We start from the raw sequence: 15,761 nt of genomic DNA, 5'->3' as shown, positions 1-15,761 counted from the left end.
ATGGGCGTCAGCGCGCGGCGGCGTCGAGAGATTCCCGCGCGGCGGCGACGACCGCCTCCGGCGTGAACCCGAACTCGCGGAACAGGACCTTCGCGTCCGCCGAGGCACCGAAGTGCTCCAGCGAGACGATCCGGCCGGCGTCCCCGACGTACCGGTGCCAGGTGAGACCGATGCCGGCCTCCACCGCGACCCGGGCCTTGACCGACGGCGGCAGGACGGAGTCCTTGTACGCCTGGTCCTGCTCCTCGAACCACTCGACGGACGGCATCGAGACCACACGGGTCGGGACACCGGCGGCCTGGAGCTGCTCACGGGCCTCGACGGCCAGGTGCACCTCGGAGCCGGTCGCGATCAGCACCAGCTGGGCGTCGCCACCGTCGGCGTCGAACAGCACGTAGCCGCCCTTGGCCGCGTCATCGTTCGCCACGTAGGTCGGCACGCCCTGGCGGGTGAGGGCGAGACCGTGCGGGGCGCCCTTGCCGAAGACCTTGGTGTGCCGCTTCATGATCTCGCGCCAGGCGATCGCCGTCTCGTTGGCGTCGGCCGGCCGGACCACGTTCAGCCCCGGGATCGCACGCAGCGAGGCCAGGTGCTCCACCGGCTGGTGGGTCGGGCCGTCCTCGCCGAGACCGATCGAGTCGTGCGTCCAGACGTACGTCACCGGCAGGTGCATCAGGGCCGACAGACGCACGGCGTTGCGCATGTAGTCGGAGAACACCAGGAAGGTGCCGCCGTAGACACGGGTGTTGCCGTGCAGCGCGATGCCGTTCATCTCGGCGGCCATCGAGTGCTCGCGGATGCCGAAGTGGATCGTGCGGCCGTACGGGTCGGCCTCCGGCAGCGGGTTGCCCTCGGGCAGGAACGACGACGTCTTGTCGATCGTCGTGTTGTTCGAGCCGGCCAGGTCGGCCGAGCCGCCCCACAGCTCCGGGATGACCGCGCCGAGAGCCTGGAGGACCTTGCCCGAGGCCGCGCGGGTGGCGACGCCCTTGCCGGGCTCGAAGACGGGGAGCTTCTCCTCCCAGCCGGCCGGCAGCTCGTTCGCCTGGATGCGGTCGAACCGGGCGGCGCGCTCCGGGTTGGCCGTACGCCACTCCGCGAGGGACTTCTCCCACGCGGCGCGGGCCTCACGGCCCCGGTCGCCGAGCGAGCGGGTGTGCGTGATGACCTCGTCGGTGACCTCGAAGGTCTGCTCCGGGTCGAAGCCCAGGACACGCTTGGTGGCCGCGATCTCCTCGTCGCCGAGCGCCGAGCCGTGCGAGGCCTCGGTGTTCTGCGCGTTCGGCGCGGGCCAGGCGATGATCGAGCGCATCGCGATGAACGACGGACGCTCGGTCTCGGCCTCGGCGGCCCTGACCGCCGCGTACAGCGCGGCCGGGTCCAGGTCGCCGTTGGACTTCGACTCGACGCGCTGGACGTGCCAGCCGTACGCCTCGTACCGCTTCATCGTGTCCTCGGACACGGCGGTCTCGGTGTCGCCCTCGATCGAGATGTGGTTGTCGTCCCACAGCAGGATCAGATTGCCGAGCTTCTGGTGGCCGGCGAGCGAGGACGCCTCCGCGGAGATGCCCTCCTGCAGGCAGCCGTCACCGGCGATCGCGTAGATCCGGTGGTCGAACGGGGAGGTGCCGGGGGCCGCCTCCGGGTCGAACAGACCGCGCTCGTAGCGGGCGGCCATCGCCATGCCCACGGCGTTGGCGACACCCTGGCCCAGCGGGCCCGTCGTCGTCTCGACCGCGGCCGTGTGGCCGTACTCCGGGTGACCGGGGGTCTTCGAGCCCCAGGTGCGGAAGGCCTTCAGGTCGTCCAGCTCAAGACCGAAGCCACCCAGGTACAGCTGGGTGTAGAGGGTCAGGGACGAGTGGCCCGCGGAGAGGACGAATCGGTCGCGCCCGACCCACTCGGGATCGGCCGGGTCGTGCCGCATCACCTTCTGGAAGAGGGTGTACGCGGCGGGCGCCAGGCTCATCGCCGTACCGGGATGGCCGTTGCCGACCTTCTGTACGGCGTCCGCTGCCAGGACGCGGGCGGTGTCGACGGCCCGCTGGTCCAATTCGGTCCACTCGAGGTCTGTGGTGGTCGGCTTAGTGCTCACCCTGGGTCAGGGCTCCTCTCCACATGTTCTGAAGCCGGTGACTGAGGGTGTACCGGCGGTGTCGAGCCTACCCCCGACAGAGCCCCCTCTTTTCGTGTGCAGGCCCCTCAAATGAGCGGACAGAGCAAGAGTGCCGGTGGCCGTGTGAGTTCGCCTCCCGAACGGTGTCCACGCCTTGGGACACACCCCTCCAACACGACCCCACCCCCGCGAAGATCGGCGTCTGGGCAACGTCTACAGTGGCGTGGTACGCGCAAGCTTTACCCCGTCTTCATCCGGGGAGCTTGCTGGGAATTTCTCTGTCAGGGGTGTGCGTGACGGCCGTCGAGTCCCGACCCGCAGGGGTCGTCTTGACTCCCAGCCCGGGGGGCCATCGGCCGTTCGGGGCCCGCGTCAAGGCATACGTGGCGCTGACCAAGCCGCGGATCATCGAGCTTCTGCTCATCACCACCGTTCCGGTGATGTTCCTCGCCGAGCAGGGCGTGCCGAACCTGTGGCTGGTGCTCGCCACCTGCTTCGGCGGCTACCTGTCGGCGGGCGGCGCCAACGCGCTGAACATGTACATCGACCGCGACATCGACGCCCTGATGGACCGCACCTCCCAGCGCCCGCTGGTCACCGGCGTGCTCACGCCGCGTGAGGGCCTCGTCTTCGGCCTCAGCCTCGCGGTGATCTCCACGCTCTGGTTCGGCCTGCTGGTCAACTGGCTCTCCGCCGCGCTCTCGCTCGGCGCGCTCCTCTTCTACGTGGTCGTCTACACGATGATCCTGAAGCGGCGGACCGCGCAGAACATCGTCTGGGGCGGCATCGCCGGCTGCCTGCCGGTGCTCATCGGCTGGTCGGCCGTGACGAACTCGATGTCGTGGGCCGCGATCATCCTCTTCCTCGTCATCTTCTTCTGGACGCCGCCGCACTACTGGCCGCTGTCGATGAAGGTGAAGGACGACTACGCGCGCGCCGGCGTGCCGATGCTGCCGGTCCTCGCCTCCAACAAGGTCGTGGCCAAGCAGATCGTCGCCTACAGCTGGGTGATGGTCGCCGTCTCGCTGCTGCTGACCCCGCTCGGCTACACCGGCTGGTTCTACACGGCCGTGGCGCTGCTCACCGGCGGCTGGTGGCTGTGGGAGGCGCACGGGCTCCTCAACCGCGCGAAGTCGGGCGCGACCGGCGCGAAGCTCAAGGAGATGCGCCTCTTCCACTGGTCCATCACCTATGTCTCGCTGCTGTTCGTGGCGGTCGCGGTGGACCCCTTCCTCCGGTAGGCACTCCGCGCTCAGATGATGTGTCCGGTCGACGGCCGGGTCACGTGGGATAGACCACGTGGCCCGGCCGTCGCCAGTCGATCTACCCCTCGGTAGCATCGTTGACATGGCAGAAACGAAGCAGGAAGAGCGCAGGGCGGCCAGGCTCGCGAAGCAGATCCGGGCGTTCTCCGCGGAGCACGGCGGCGCCGAGGGGCAGCTGGCCCACATCGGCCAGGCGGGCACCCGGATCGTCCTCGTCGGCACGGACGGCGGCTGGGGCGACCTGGTGGCGCCCACGTACCCGATCGCGCAGCAGGCCGCCGAGAAGGCCGGTCTGACGCTCCACGACGAGTTCGACGGCGAGTTCGCCGCCCGGGTCGTCACCGGCCCGTACGAGTGGAGCCGGATGGCCGGTATCCAGATCGGCGGTCCCTCCAACAGCTGAGGCAACAACCTCGCGTGGGGCTCACCCGTTAGGACGTGTGGAGACACGTCCACACAGGGAGCCCCCCGAGATGATCGACACGCCGAGCCTCGTGGACCAGTACTGCCACGGAGTGCTCCGTACGGAGCTCGGCCTGGGCACCTTCGAGACCCACCTGGGCGCGCACCTCGGTGACCGGCGCGGTGGTCCGCCCGGGCTGCCCGCCGCCGGGACGACCTTCTTCGACACGCAGGCGGGTTTCGCGGTACGGCGCTGGTGTCCGCCGCTCCTCGGCCTCGAGCCGCACTGCCCGCCCGCCCACTACCTCGCCCGCCGTCGCGAACTCGGCGTCGTCGAGGCGGGCCGCCGGCTCCTCCGGGCTTCCGGGATCTCCACCTACCTCGTGGACACGGGGCTCCCGGGCGACCTGACCCGGCCCGCCGAGATCGCCGCCGCGGCCGGCGCGGAGGCCCACGAGATCGTCCGCCTCGAACCCCTCGCCGAACAGGTCGCCGACACCTCGGGGACCGTCGACGCGTTCCTGGCCAACCTCGCCGAGGCCGTCCACGGGGCCGCCGTCGACGCCGTGGCCTTCACCTCGGTGGAGGGCGTACGCCGAGGGCTCGCGACGGCGCCCGAACCACCGGGGCCGGGGGAGGTACGCGGGGCGGCGGGGCGCTGGCTCGCCGGACGCCCGGTGGGCGGGCGGCTCACCGACCCCGTCCTGCTGAGGCATCTCCTCTGGATCGCCGTCACCGCCGGGCGCCCCCTCCAGCTGCACACCCGGGACCGGGACCCGGCCGTCCTGGGCGGCTTCGCCGCCGCCACGTCAGGGCTCGGCACGGACCTCGTCCTGCTGCACGCCTACCCGCACCACCGCGCGGCGGCGCACCTGACGGTCGTCCATCCGCACGTGTACGCGGACCTCGGCCCGGCCCTCGCCCACACCGGGGCCCGGGCGGCGGCCGTCCTCGCCGAGGTCCTGGAACTGGCGCCGTTCGGCAAGCTGCTGTTCTCCAGCGGCGCCCACGGACTGCCCGAGCTCCACGCGGTCGCCGCCGGCGTCTTCCGCTCGGCGCTGACACGGGTGCTCGCGGAGTGGGTGATGGAGGGCGCCTGGTCCCACGCGGACGCCCAGCGCGTCGCCACGATGATCGCGGCGGGGAACGCCCGGCGGGTCTACGGACTGGGCTAGGCCCCCCCCGGCTCAGACCTTGGCGGTGAGTTCCGGGTCGGCCTGCGCCGGGATGCCCGCCGTGGGCACCGGGCGCTCGCGCAGGCTCAGGGCCAGCCGCAGCACCGCGATCCACATCAGCGAGGAGCCGAGCATGTGGACGGCGACCAGGATCTCGGGGACGCCGGTGAAGTACTGGACGTAACCGATCCCGCCCTGCGCGAGCAGCACGATCAGCAGGTCACGGGCGCGGGCCCGGGTGTCGTCCGGGGCGTCCACGACGCGCAGCACCAGCCACATGGCGACCGCGAGCGCGCAGACGACCCAGGCGGCGATGGCGTGGAGGTGGGCGGCGTCCGTCCAGTTCCACGGCATGCGCGGGACGTCGCTGCTGTCACCGGCGTGCTTGCCGGCGCCGGTCACGGTCGTACCGAGCGCGATGAGCAGACCCGAGGTGATCGTGACCGCCCACGACAGTTTGCGGACCGGGCGCGGCACGCGCGGCCGCGGGTCGGTGTCGCCCTCGCCGGTCCGGTGCCAGGTGATGACGGCCACCGTGAGGAGGGCGTTCGCGGCCAGGAAGTGACCGGCGACCGTCCACGGGTTGAGGCCCATCCACACCGTGATGCCGCCGATGACGGCATTGCTCATCACGATCCAGAACTGCGCCCAGCCCCACCGGGTGAGGTTCCGGCGCCAGGGCTTGGTGGACCGGGTGGCGATGATGGCCCAGCCGACGGCCGCCGACAGGACGTACGTCAGCATCCGGTTGCCGAACTCGATCAGGCCGCGGTAGCCCTGCTCGGGTGTGACGATGAGGCTGTCTTCGGTGCACTTCGGCCAGGTGTCACAGCCGAGACCGGAACCGGTCAGCCGGACCGCGCCACCCGTGACGATGATGAACACGCTCATCACGACGGCGGAGAGCGCGGCGCGCCGGAGCGTCCGGGGGGACGGGGTCCAGCGCTGGGCGATGTAGGCGAGGGGGGTCAGCACGGGGCCCATCGTAGGACGGGGCTTGTGCACGCTTTCACGAGGGGGGTGGCTTGTCGGGAAACGTCACCCTCTGAACCTCTTCGGCTACTCCCAGCGGAAGAATTTCGCCGCCGCGCCGAGGCCGAGGACCGCCCAGACCGTGAGGATCAGGGCGTTGGCCCAGGGCAGTGGAGCGCCGTTCTGGAGGATGTCCCGGAGGCCGTCGGAGAGGGCGGAGATCGGGAGGAGCTCCAGGAGGGAGCGGGCCGGTTCGGGGAACTTGTCCAGGGGGACGATGACGCCACCGCCGACCAGGAGCAGCAGGAAGACCAGGTTGGCGGCGGCCAGGGTGGCCTCCGCCTTGAGCGTGCCCGCCATGAGCAGCCCGAGGCCCGAGAAGGCGGCCGTGCCGAGGACGAGGAGCAGGGCGACGGAGGCGGGGTTGCCGTTCGGGGACCAGCCGAGTGCCAGGGCGATCGCCGTGAGGAGCGCGACCTGGAGCACCTCGGTGACGAGGACGGCGAGCGTCTTGGCGGTCATGAGCGCCCAGCGGGGGAGCGGTGAGGCGCCGAGCCGCTTGAGCACCCCGTACCGCCGCTCGAAACCGGTCGCGATGGCCTGGCCGGTGAAGGCCGTCGAGAGCACGGCGAGCGCGAGGACGCCCGGGGCGAGGAAGTCGACGGCCTTGTCGGCGCCCGTCTCGACGATGTCGACCGTGGAGAAGAGGACGAGGAGGAGGGAGGGGATGATCACGGTGAGGAGGAGCTGCTCGCCGTTGCGCAGCAGCATCCGGGTCTCCAGGGCCGTCTGCGCCGCGATCATCCGGCCTACGGGGGCCGCGCCGGGCTTGGGGGAGTAGGTGCCCGTGCTCATGACCGCAGTTCCTTGCCCGTGAGTTCGAGGCTGTGTCCATCCGGGGGACAACCCCCGGATCCCCGGCAAATCTCGATGTCGGCCGGCATCATGCGCGCAGCTCCTTGCCCGTGAGCTCAAGAAAAACGTCTTCGAGGGTGTGGCGTTCCACGGAGATGCCTCCGGGCATGACGCCGTGCTGGGCGCACCAGGTGGTGACCGTGGCGAGCAGCTGCGGGTCGACGGTTCCGGTGATCCGGTACGTGCCCGGGAGGGGCTCCGCGGCGGCCGTGCCGTCCGGCAGCGCCTTGAGCAGGGAGCCCAGGTCGAGGCCGGGGCGGCCGGTGAAGCGCAGGGTGTTCTCGGCGCCGCCGCGGCAGAGCTGCTCGGGGCTGCCCTGGGCGGCGACCCGGCCGGCGTCGACGATGGCGACGTCGTCGGCGAGCTCCTCGGCCTCCTGCATGAAGTGGGTGGTGAGGACGACCGTCACCCCGTCGGTGCGCAGCTCGCGTACGAGGTCCCAGGTGGCGCGGCGGGCCTGCGGGTCGAGTCCGGCGGTCGGCTCGTCCAGGAAGACGAGCTCCGGGCGGCCCACGACGGCCATGGCGAGCGCGAGGCGCTGCTGCTGGCCGCCGGAGAGCCGGCGGTAGGTGGTGCGGCCGCAGGAGTCGAGGCCGAGCCGTTCGATCAGGGCGTCCACGTCCAGGGGGTGGGCGTGGAGCTTCGCCATGTGGCGGAGCATCTCGTCGGCCCGGGCACCGGAGTAGACGCCGCCGGACTGGAGCATCACGCCGATCCGGGGGCGCAGGGCGGCCGCGTCGGCGACCGGGTCGAGGCCGAGGACGCGGACGGTGCCGCCGTCGGGCCTGCGGTAGCCCTCGCAGGTCTCGATCGTGGTGGTCTTGCCGGCCCCGTTGGGGCCGAGGACGGCGGTGACGGTGTTCGCCCGCACGTCGAGGTCGAGGCCGTCGACGGCGGTTTTGCTTCCGTACCGCTTGACCAGGCCGCGGACCTGGACGACGGACTCATTTCCCATGACCGGAAGTCTAGAGAGGCGGCGAGGGTCCTCCCGGCGCGGGGCCCGGGAGCGCTTGTGGCCTGCGTGTATGAGCCCGCCGGGTGGCCCGGTGGCGGTGTGGAGCGGGCTCGGATTCATCCTACGAATGATCATTTCCGCAGGTCAGGTAAGCCTTACCTGAGTGACGCACGGCACCGTCGCCTCCGTGGACGCCGCTTGTCAGTCCTCGATTAATTACGCAACAATGGCGTTGTGAAAAACGTTGGCGCGGCTCCGGTGGAGGAACTCGCGACCCGAGAGCGTTCCACGCGCAACCGGGTCGCGCGGTCGATCCTGGATCACGGCCCCTCGACCGTCGCCGATCTGGCCGAGCGGCTCCGCCTCACCCAGGCGGCCGTCCGTCGCCACCTCGACTCGCTGGTCGGCGACAACGTCGTGGAAGCCCGCGAGAAGCGCGTCTACGGCGCCCGCGCCCGCGGCCGCCCCGCGAAGATCTTCGCGCTCACGGACTGCGGCCGGGACGAGTTCGACCAGTCGTACGACTCGCTGGCCGTCGAAGCGCTCCGCTGGATCGAGCGCAACGCCGGTGGGGAGGCGGCCGTCGCCGCCTTCGCCCGCGACCGGATCGAGGCCCAGGGCGACACCTACCGGGAAGCCGTCGAGACGGCCGACCCCGCCCGGCGGACCGAGGCGCTTGCCAAGGCCCTGACGGCGGACGGGTACGCTGCCACTGCGCGGAACGCGCCGGTCGGCGAGCAGCTCTGCCAGCACCACTGCCCGGTCGCTCACGTCGCCGAGCAGTATCCGCAGCTGTGCGAGGCGGAGACGGAGTTCTTCTCCCGCCTCTTGGGAACGCACGTCCAGCGTCTGGCCACCATCGCGCATGGTGACGGCGTCTGCACGACGTTCATCCCGCACAGCGCCCCACAGACCAACTCATCAGCATCTGTCAGTACGGCCGGGAGGAACCCCGCATGACCACCGAGATCAGCCACCCCGAGCTTGAGGGCCTGGGTCGGTACGAGTACGGCTGGGCCGACTCCGACGCGGCCGGTGCCACCGCCAAGCGCGGTCTGAACGAGGACGTCGTCCGCGACATCTCCTCGAAGAAGAACGAGCCCGAGTGGATGCTGAACCTGCGTCTCAAGGGTCTGCGGCTCTTCGGCAAGAAGCCCATGCCGACCTGGGGCTCCGACCTCTCCGGCATCGACTTCGACAACATCAAGTACTTCGTGCGGTCCACCGAGAAGCAGGCCGAGTCCTGGGAGGACCTGCCGGAGGACATCAAGAACACGTACGACAAGCTCGGCATCCCGGAGGCGGAGAAGCAGCGCCTCGTCGCCGGTGTCGCCGCCCAGTACGAGTCCGAGGTCGTCTACCACCAGATCCGCGAGGACCTGGAGGAGCAGGGCGTCATCTTCGTCGACACCGACACGGCGCTGAAGGAGCACGCGGAGCTCTTCAAGGAGTACTTCGGCACCGTCATCCCGGTCGGCGACAACAAGTTCGCCTCGCTGAACACGGCCGTGTGGTCCGGCGGCTCGTTCATCTACGTGCCCAAGGGCGTGCAGGTCGAGATCCCGCTCCAGGCCTACTTCCGTATCAACACGGAGAACATGGGCCAGTTCGAGCGGACGCTGATCATCGTCGACGAGGACGCCTACGTCCACTACGTCGAGGGCTGCACCGCCCCGATCTACTCCTCCGACTCGCTGCACAGCGCCGTCGTCGAGATCATCGTGAAGAAGGGCGGCCGCTGCCGCTACACGACCATCCAGAACTGGTCGAACAACGTCTACAACCTGGTGACCAAGCGCGCCGTCGCCTACGAGGGCGCCACCATGGAGTGGGTCGACGGCAACATCGGCTCCAAGGTCACCATGAAGTACCCGGCCGTCTACCTCATGGGCGAGCACGCCAAGGGCGAGACCCTGTCCATCGCCTTCGCGGGCGAGGGCCAGCACCAGGACGCCGGCGCCAAGATGGTGCACATGGCCCCGAACACCTCCTCGAACATCGTCTCCAAGTCGGTGGCGCGGGGCGGCGGCCGCACCTCCTACCGCGGTCTCATCGAGATCGGCGAGGGTGCCCCGGGCTCCAAGTCCAACGTGCTCTGCGACGCGCTGCTCGTCGACACGATCTCCCGCTCGGACACGTACCCCTACGTGGACGTGCGCGAGGACGACGTCTCCATGGGGCACGAGGCCACGGTCTCCAAGGTCTCCGAGGACCAGCTCTTCTACCTGATGAGCCGCGGCATGACCGAGTTCGAGGCCATGGCGATGATCGTGCGCGGCTTCGTCGAGCCGATCGCCAAGGAGCTCCCGATGGAGTACGCCCTTGAGCTGAACCGGCTGATCGAGCTGCAGATGGAAGGCTCGGTCGGTTAAGACCCGGCCGCCATCCGTACCGTCTTTGCGTAGTTACGAGGAAGAGAGCAACACGACAGCCATGGCTGAGGCTCAGAACATCCCGGCGGGTTCCACCACCGCCGGCTCGATCGCGGTGGCCGCCGAGTCCACCGTCGCCACGCGCATGAGCGCGCCCCCGTCCTTCGACGTCGCGGACTTCCCCGTCCCGCACGGCCGCGAGGAGGAGTGGCGGTTCACGCCGCTCGCGCGACTGCGCGGTCTCCACGACGGCACCGCCGTCGCGTCCGGCGTGGGCGTCAAGGTCGAGATCGAGGCCCCCGAGGGCGTCACCGTGGAGACCGTCGGCCGCGAGGACGAGCGCCTCGGCAAGGCCGGCAAGCCCGTCGACCGTGTCGCGGCCCAGGCGTACTCCTCCTTCGAGAAGGCCTCGGTCGTCACCGTCGCCAAGGAGGCCGTCCTCACCGAGCCGATCCGCATCGCGGTGCACGGCGAGGGCGGGGTCGCCTTCGGCCACCAGGTGATCGAGCTCGGTGCCTTCGCCGAGGCCGTCGTGGTCATCGACCACACCGGTGACGCGGTGCTCGCCGCCAACGTCGACTACGTGCTCGGCGACGGCGCCAAGCTCACCGTCGTCTCCGTCCAGGACTGGGACGAGAAGGCCGTCCACGTCGCCCAGCACAATGCGCTGGTCGGCCGCGACGCCTCCTTCAAGTCGGTCATCGTCACCTTCGGCGGCGACGTCGTCCGTATCCACCCCCGTGTGGCGTACGCGGCGCCCGGCGGCGAGGCCGAGCTCTTCGGCCTGTACTTCACCGACGCCGGCCAGCACCAGGAGCACCGTCTCCTGGTCGACCACAACACCCCGCACTGCAAGTCCAACGTGGCCTACAAGGGCGCGCTGCAGGGCCAGGACGCGCACGCCGTCTGGATCGGCGACGTGCTCATCCAGGCCGCCGCCGAGGGCACCGACACGTACGAGCTCAACCGGAACCTGGTCCTCACGGACGGCGCCCGGGTCGACTCCGTGCCGAACCTGGAGATCGAGACCGGCGAGATCGCCGGCGCCGGTCACGCCTCGGCCACCGGCCGCTTCGACGACGAGCAGCTCTTCTACCTGATGTCCCGCGGCATCCCGCAGACCGAGGCCCGCCGCCTCGTCGTCCGCGGCTTCTTCGCGGAGCTGGTCCAGCAGATCGGTCTGCCGGACGTCCAGGAGCGCCTCCTCGCCAAGATCGAGGCCGAGCTGGAGGCCTCCGTCTGATGGCCTTCGTCCGAGTCTGCGCACTGAGCGAGCTGGAGGCCGACACCCCGAAGCGGGTCGAGGTCGACGGCACGCCGGTGTCGGTCGTGCACACCGAGGGCGAGGTGTTCGCGATCAACGACATCTGCTCGCACGCGAACGTCTCCCTCTCGGAGGGCGAGGTCGAGGACTGCGCCATCGAGTGCTGGCTGCACGGGTCGAGCTTCGACCTCCGCACCGGGAAGCCCTCCGGCCTTCCCGCGACGCGCCCCGTGCCCGTTTACCCCGTCAAGATCGAAGGGGACGATGTGCTCGTCTCCGTCACCCAGGAGTCCTGAGTCACCCATGGCAACGCTTGAAATCCGCAACCTGCACGTCTCCGTCGAGGCCGAGAACGGCCCCCGCGAGATCCTCAAGGGTGTCGACCTGACCATCAAGCAGGGCGAGACCCACGCCGTCATGGGCCCCAACGGCTCCGGCAAGTCGACCCTGGCGTACTCGCTCGCCGGCCACCCGAAGTACACGGTCACCGGCGGCACCGTCACCCTCGACGGCGAGGACGTCCTGGAGATGTCGGTCGACGAGCGCGCCCGCGCCGGCGTCTTCCTGGCCATGCAGTACCCGGTCGAGGTCCCCGGTGTCTCGGTCTCCAACTTCCTGCGCACCTCCGCCACCGCCATCCGCGGCGAGGCCCCCAAGCTGCGTACCTGGGTGAAGGAGGTCAAGTCCGCGATGGAGCAGCTCCAGATGGACCCGGCCTTCGCCGAGCGCAACGTCAACGAGGGCTTCTCCGGCGGTGAGAAGAAGCGCCACGAGATCCTCCAGCTGGAGCTCCTCAAGCCGAAGATCGCGATCCTCGACGAGACCGACTCCGGCCTGGACGTCGACGCGCTGCGTCAGGTCTCCGAGGGCGTCAACCGCGTCCGCGAGACCGGTGAGGTCGGCACCCTGCTGATCACGCACTACACGCGCATCCTGCGCTACATCAAGCCCGACTTCGTTCACGTCTTCTCCGAGGGCCGCATCGTCGAGTCCGGCGGCGCCGAGCTCGCCGACAAGCTGGAGAACGAGGGCTACGAGGCCTACAGCACGAAGGGTGGCGCATCCGCGTGATTTCTGCCCATCAGGGGCTCTCCGGCCTCCTCGACACCGAGGCGATCCGCAAGGACTTCCCGCTCCTGGATCGCGTGGTCCACGACGGCAAGAAGATCGTGTACCTGGACTCCGCGGCGACCTCGCAGAAGCCGCGCCAGGTGCTCGACGCGCTGAACGAGTACTACGAGCAGCACAACGCCAACGTGCACCGCGGCGTCTACCTGGTCGCCGAGGAGGCGACGGCGCTGTACGAGGGCGCCCGCGACAAGGTCGCGGCGTTCATCAACGCGCCGAGCCGCGACGAGGTGATCTTCACCAAGAACGCCTCGGAGTCGCTCAACCTCGTGGCCAACATGCTGGGCTGGGCCGACGAGCCCTACCGCGTGGACCACGAGACCGAGATCGCCATCACGGAGATGGAGCACCACTCCAACATCGTGCCGTGGCAGCTGCTCTCGCAGCGCACGGGCGCGAAGCTGAAGTGGTTCGGCCTCACCGACGACGGCCGTCTCGACCTCTCGAACATCGAAGAGGTCATCACCGAGAAGACCAAGATCGTCTCCTTCACGCTGGTCTCGAACCTGCTGGGCACGATCAACCCGGTCGAGACGATCATCCGCCGCGCCCAGGAGGTCGGTGCGCTCGTCTGCATCGACGCCTCGCAGGCGGCCCCGCACATGGTCCTGGACGTGCAGGCGCTCCAGGCCGACTTCGTGGCCTTCACCGGCCACAAGATGTGCGGTCCGACCGGCATCGGCGTGCTGTGGGGACGGCAGGAGCTCCTGGAGGACCTCCCGCCCTTCCTCGGCGGCGGCGAGATGATCGAGACCGTGTCGATGCACTCCTCGACCTACGCTCCGGCTCCGCACAAGTTCGAGGCGGGTACGCCCCCGATCGCCCAGGCCGTCGGCCTCGGCGCGGCCGTGGACTACCTGTCGGCGATCGGCATGGAGAACATCGCGCGCCACGAGCACGCGATCACCGAGTACGCCGTCCGACGCCTCCAGGAGGTCCCGGACCTGCGGATCATCGGCCCCACCACGGCCGAGGACCGCGGCGCGGCGATCTCCTTCACGCTCGGCGACATCCACCCGCACGACGTGGGTCAGGTGCTCGACGAGGAGGGCATCGCGGTCCGCGTCGGCCACCACTGCGCGCGGCCGGTCTGCCTGCGGTACGGAATTCCTGCGACCACGCGGGCGTCGTTCTATCTGTACTCCACCCCGGCCGAGGTCGATGCCCTCGTCGCGGGTCTGGAGCACGTACGGAACTTCTTCGGGTAGGGGTTGGGTCGTGAAGCTGGATTCGATGTACCAGGACGTCATCCTGGACCACTACAAGCACCCCCACGGGCGCGGTCTTCGGGACGGCGATGCCGAGGTGCACCACGTCAATCCGACGTGCGGCGACGAGATCACGCTCCGCGTGAAGTACGAGGGCACGCGTATCGCGGACGTCTCGTACGAGGGTCAGGGCTGCTCGATCAGCCAGGCTTCGGCCTCGGTCCTGAACGAGCTGCTCGTCGGCAAGGAGCTGGCCGAGGCGCAGAAGATCCAGGGCACCTTCCTGGAGCTGATGCAGTCGAAGGGCCAGATCGAGCCCGACGACGCGATGGAGGAGGTCCTGGAGGACGCGGTCGCGTTCGCGGGCGTCTCCAAGTACCCGGCCCGTGTGAAGTGCGCGCTGCTCAGCTGGATGGCGTGGAAGGACGCGACCGCCCAGGCACTGGGTGATGCGGAGAGGAAGTCGGCATGACCGAGAACGCTGGGGCCACGATGAAGCCGGCCTCCGAGGAAGAAGTCCGCGAGGCGCTGTACGACGTCGTCGACCCCGAGCTGGGCATCGACGTGGTCAACCTCGGGCTGATCTACGGCATCCACATCGACGACTCGAACGTCGCGACGCTGGACATGACCCTGACGTCGGCGGCCTGCCCGCTGACCGATGTGATCGAGGACCAGGCGAAGTCCGCGACGGACGGCATCGTCAGCGAGCTGAAGATCAACTGGGTCTGGATGCCGCCGTGGGGTCCGGACAAGATCACGGACGACGGCCGCGAGCAGCTGCGCGCGCTCGGCTTCAACGTCTGAGAGACGGACTCGTGTGAACGGCCGTGCCCTTCGGGGCACGGCCGTTTCGCGTACTCAGTGCAGGCCTGCGGCCCGGGCGAGGTCCGGGGCCAGGTTCTCCTTGCGGATGCGCAGGTCGACGTAGAGCAGGGCCGTCGCCAGCGGGGGGAAGACCGAGACGACCAGCTGGCCGACCAGCTGCCCGACGAACAGGAACGCGATCAGCACCGCGAAGGCGGCGATCACCGCGCTCGCGTCGTCGCCGGAGAAGTCGATGGCCGCGAGCGGCGCCGACGCCAGCACCGAGAGCAGCTGCTGGATCATCCAGCTGACGAGGGCGCTCGCGAACCCGACGAGCAGCAGGATGCCGAAGGAGCGCCACCAGAAGCCGCGGATCAGGGTCGAGGAGCGGCGCATCGACGCGATCGGGCCCTGGCCCTCCATCACCGCCGCCGCCGGGGCGAGGCTGAACTTCACCCAGATCCAGGTCGCGAGCGGGGTGACGAGCAGGGCAAGGAGGACGGCCAGGAAGGGGATGAGGAGCCAGTTGCCGTTCGAGGGAGCGCTGTCCAGGTCGCCCAGGTCCGCGAGGAGGCCCACGAACATGGCGGCGAACCCCACGAGCAGGATCACGACCGGCAGCATCAGGGCGAGGCTCGTCAGGAACACGGTGCCCAGGACGGCCGGCATCCGGGCCCAGGCGCGGCGCCAGAGCGCGCCGAAGGTGGTCGGGCGGCCGAGGACGGCCTCCTGGATCACGACCGGGCACGCCGCCGCCATCAGGGCGTTGGCGCAGAGGATCGCGATCAGGCCGGCGATCCAGACGCAGACGAAGGCGACGATCAGCGGCCGGACGTCGTCCCACCGGGGCTCCTGGCCCTCGGGCAGGTCGAACACGGCGGCGAAGAGGTCGCCCACGGCCGCGTACGCGATGAGGATCGACGCTCCCACGAACAGGATCGCCGCACCGTGGACGGCGGCGGTGAAGCCGAGCAGCTGCTTCCAGTGGCGTCCGAAGGCGGCGAAGGTGCCGGAGAAGATCGCGCCGAGGTCGAGCGGCGCCAGGGGTATGACCCCGGGTCTCGGGGGTGGAGGCGGCGGCGGGTAGCCGTAGCCGTAAGGCGGCACTGGGGGAAACGTCATGCCGGATACCGTAGCGGGCGCCGATGTGTACGGCCGTACGCATGATGTGTACCCTCGTAC

16 protein-coding genes are annotated in these 15,761 nt (G+C 69.8%); 11 read left to right on the top strand and 5 right to left on the bottom strand.

Annotation, left to right across the window (positions count from 1 at the left end; all coding sequences use genetic code 11):
* Positions 1–7: 7 nt before the first annotated feature.
* Complete coding sequence (tkt, locus tag ACIBG6_RS24335) at positions 8–2,095, bottom strand: transketolase (protein WP_399224662.1); 2,088 nt, start codon at positions 2,093–2,095, stop codon at positions 8–10.
* A gap of 314 nt (positions 2,096–2,409) precedes the next feature.
* Between tkt and ACIBG6_RS24330 the strand changes: the two genes are divergently transcribed.
* The 3 genes from ACIBG6_RS24330 to ACIBG6_RS24320 all read left to right on the top strand — a co-directional run bounded on the left by ACIBG6_RS24330 (position 2,410) and on the right by ACIBG6_RS24320 (position 4,958).
* Positions 2,410–3,357: a heme o synthase gene (locus ACIBG6_RS24330; protein WP_329624125.1), complete on the top strand. Its 948-nt coding sequence runs from the start codon at positions 2,410–2,412 to the stop codon at positions 3,355–3,357.
* Positions 3,358–3,463: 106 nt separating this feature from the next.
* Positions 3,464–3,784 carry a hypothetical protein gene (locus tag ACIBG6_RS24325; protein ID WP_329624126.1) on the top strand — a complete coding sequence of 107 codons (321 nt, stop codon included), beginning with the start codon at positions 3,464–3,466 and terminating at the stop codon, positions 3,782–3,784.
* Between the two features lie 70 nt (positions 3,785–3,854).
* Complete coding sequence (locus ACIBG6_RS24320) at positions 3,855–4,958, top strand: amidohydrolase (protein WP_399224661.1); 1,104 nt, start codon at positions 3,855–3,857, stop codon at positions 4,956–4,958.
* A gap of 12 nt (positions 4,959–4,970) precedes the next feature.
* On the opposite strand, the gene ACIBG6_RS24315 is transcribed toward ACIBG6_RS24320, so the two are convergent.
* The 3 genes from ACIBG6_RS24315 to ACIBG6_RS24305 all read right to left on the bottom strand — a co-directional run bounded on the left by ACIBG6_RS24315 (position 4,971) and on the right by ACIBG6_RS24305 (position 7,800).
* Positions 4,971–5,942, bottom strand: a complete 972-nt coding sequence (locus tag ACIBG6_RS24315; RefSeq protein ID WP_399224660.1) for a heme A synthase — start codon at positions 5,940–5,942, stop codon at positions 4,971–4,973.
* Positions 5,943–6,017: 75 nt separating this feature from the next.
* Positions 6,018–6,785, bottom strand: a complete 768-nt coding sequence (locus tag ACIBG6_RS24310; protein WP_399224659.1) for an ABC transporter permease — start codon at positions 6,783–6,785, stop codon at positions 6,018–6,020.
* An 88-nt stretch (positions 6,786–6,873) separates the two neighbouring features.
* Positions 6,874–7,800, bottom strand: coding sequence for an ABC transporter ATP-binding protein (locus tag ACIBG6_RS24305; protein WP_399224658.1), 927 nt, complete (start codon positions 7,798–7,800; stop codon positions 6,874–6,876).
* A 234-nt stretch (positions 7,801–8,034) separates the two neighbouring features.
* On the opposite strand from ACIBG6_RS24305, the gene ACIBG6_RS24300 reads away from it, so the two are divergent.
* The 8 genes from ACIBG6_RS24300 to ACIBG6_RS24265 all read left to right on the top strand — a co-directional run bounded on the left by ACIBG6_RS24300 (position 8,035) and on the right by ACIBG6_RS24265 (position 14,579).
* Entirely contained in the window at positions 8,035–8,760 is a 726-nt protein-coding gene (locus ACIBG6_RS24300) for a helix-turn-helix transcriptional regulator (protein WP_399224656.1), read from the top strand.
* Positions 8,757–10,172: a Fe-S cluster assembly protein SufB gene (gene sufB / locus ACIBG6_RS24295; RefSeq protein ID WP_317594164.1), complete on the top strand. Its 1,416-nt coding sequence runs from the start codon at positions 8,757–8,759 to the stop codon at positions 10,170–10,172. The genes ACIBG6_RS24300 and sufB overlap by 4 nt, the downstream gene beginning before the upstream one ends.
* Before the next feature lie 61 nt (positions 10,173–10,233).
* Positions 10,234–11,415 carry a Fe-S cluster assembly protein SufD gene (gene sufD, locus ACIBG6_RS24290; RefSeq protein WP_399224655.1) on the top strand — a complete coding sequence of 394 codons (1,182 nt, stop codon included), beginning with the start codon at positions 10,234–10,236 and terminating at the stop codon, positions 11,413–11,415.
* On the top strand, positions 11,415–11,732 hold the full coding sequence (locus tag ACIBG6_RS24285; protein ID WP_030322524.1) for a bifunctional 3-phenylpropionate/cinnamic acid dioxygenase ferredoxin subunit: 318 nt from the start codon (positions 11,415–11,417) through the stop codon (positions 11,730–11,732). Before sufD ends, ACIBG6_RS24285 begins: the two co-directional genes overlap by 1 nt.
* A 7-nt stretch (positions 11,733–11,739) precedes the next feature.
* Positions 11,740–12,507 (top strand): Fe-S cluster assembly ATPase SufC, encoded by a 768-nt coding sequence (sufC, locus tag ACIBG6_RS24280; protein WP_024757174.1) that lies wholly within the window; start codon positions 11,740–11,742, stop codon positions 12,505–12,507.
* Complete coding sequence (locus tag ACIBG6_RS24275; RefSeq protein ID WP_399224654.1) at positions 12,504–13,772, top strand: cysteine desulfurase; 1,269 nt, start codon at positions 12,504–12,506, stop codon at positions 13,770–13,772. The genes sufC and ACIBG6_RS24275 overlap by 4 nt, the downstream gene beginning before the upstream one ends.
* Positions 13,773–13,782: 10 nt before the next feature.
* Positions 13,783–14,244, top strand: coding sequence for a Fe-S cluster assembly sulfur transfer protein SufU (sufU, locus tag ACIBG6_RS24270; protein WP_399224653.1), 462 nt, complete (start codon positions 13,783–13,785; stop codon positions 14,242–14,244).
* Positions 14,241–14,579, top strand: a complete 339-nt coding sequence (locus ACIBG6_RS24265) for a metal-sulfur cluster assembly factor (RefSeq protein ID WP_055644196.1) — start codon at positions 14,241–14,243, stop codon at positions 14,577–14,579. Before sufU ends, ACIBG6_RS24265 begins: the two co-directional genes overlap by 4 nt.
* A 54-nt stretch (positions 14,580–14,633) precedes the next feature.
* On the opposite strand, the gene ACIBG6_RS24260 is transcribed toward ACIBG6_RS24265, so the two are convergent.
* Positions 14,634–15,701, bottom strand: coding sequence for an oxidoreductase (locus ACIBG6_RS24260; RefSeq protein ID WP_399224652.1), 1,068 nt, complete (start codon positions 15,699–15,701; stop codon positions 14,634–14,636).
* Positions 15,702–15,761 lie beyond the last annotated feature (60 nt).

The sequence above is a fragment of the Streptomyces sp. NPDC050842 genome (genome assembly GCF_044456565.1).
Classification (GTDB): Bacteria; Actinomycetota; Actinomycetes; order Streptomycetales; family Streptomycetaceae; genus Streptomyces.
This window is presented reverse-complemented; position numbering and strand designations above follow the sequence as displayed.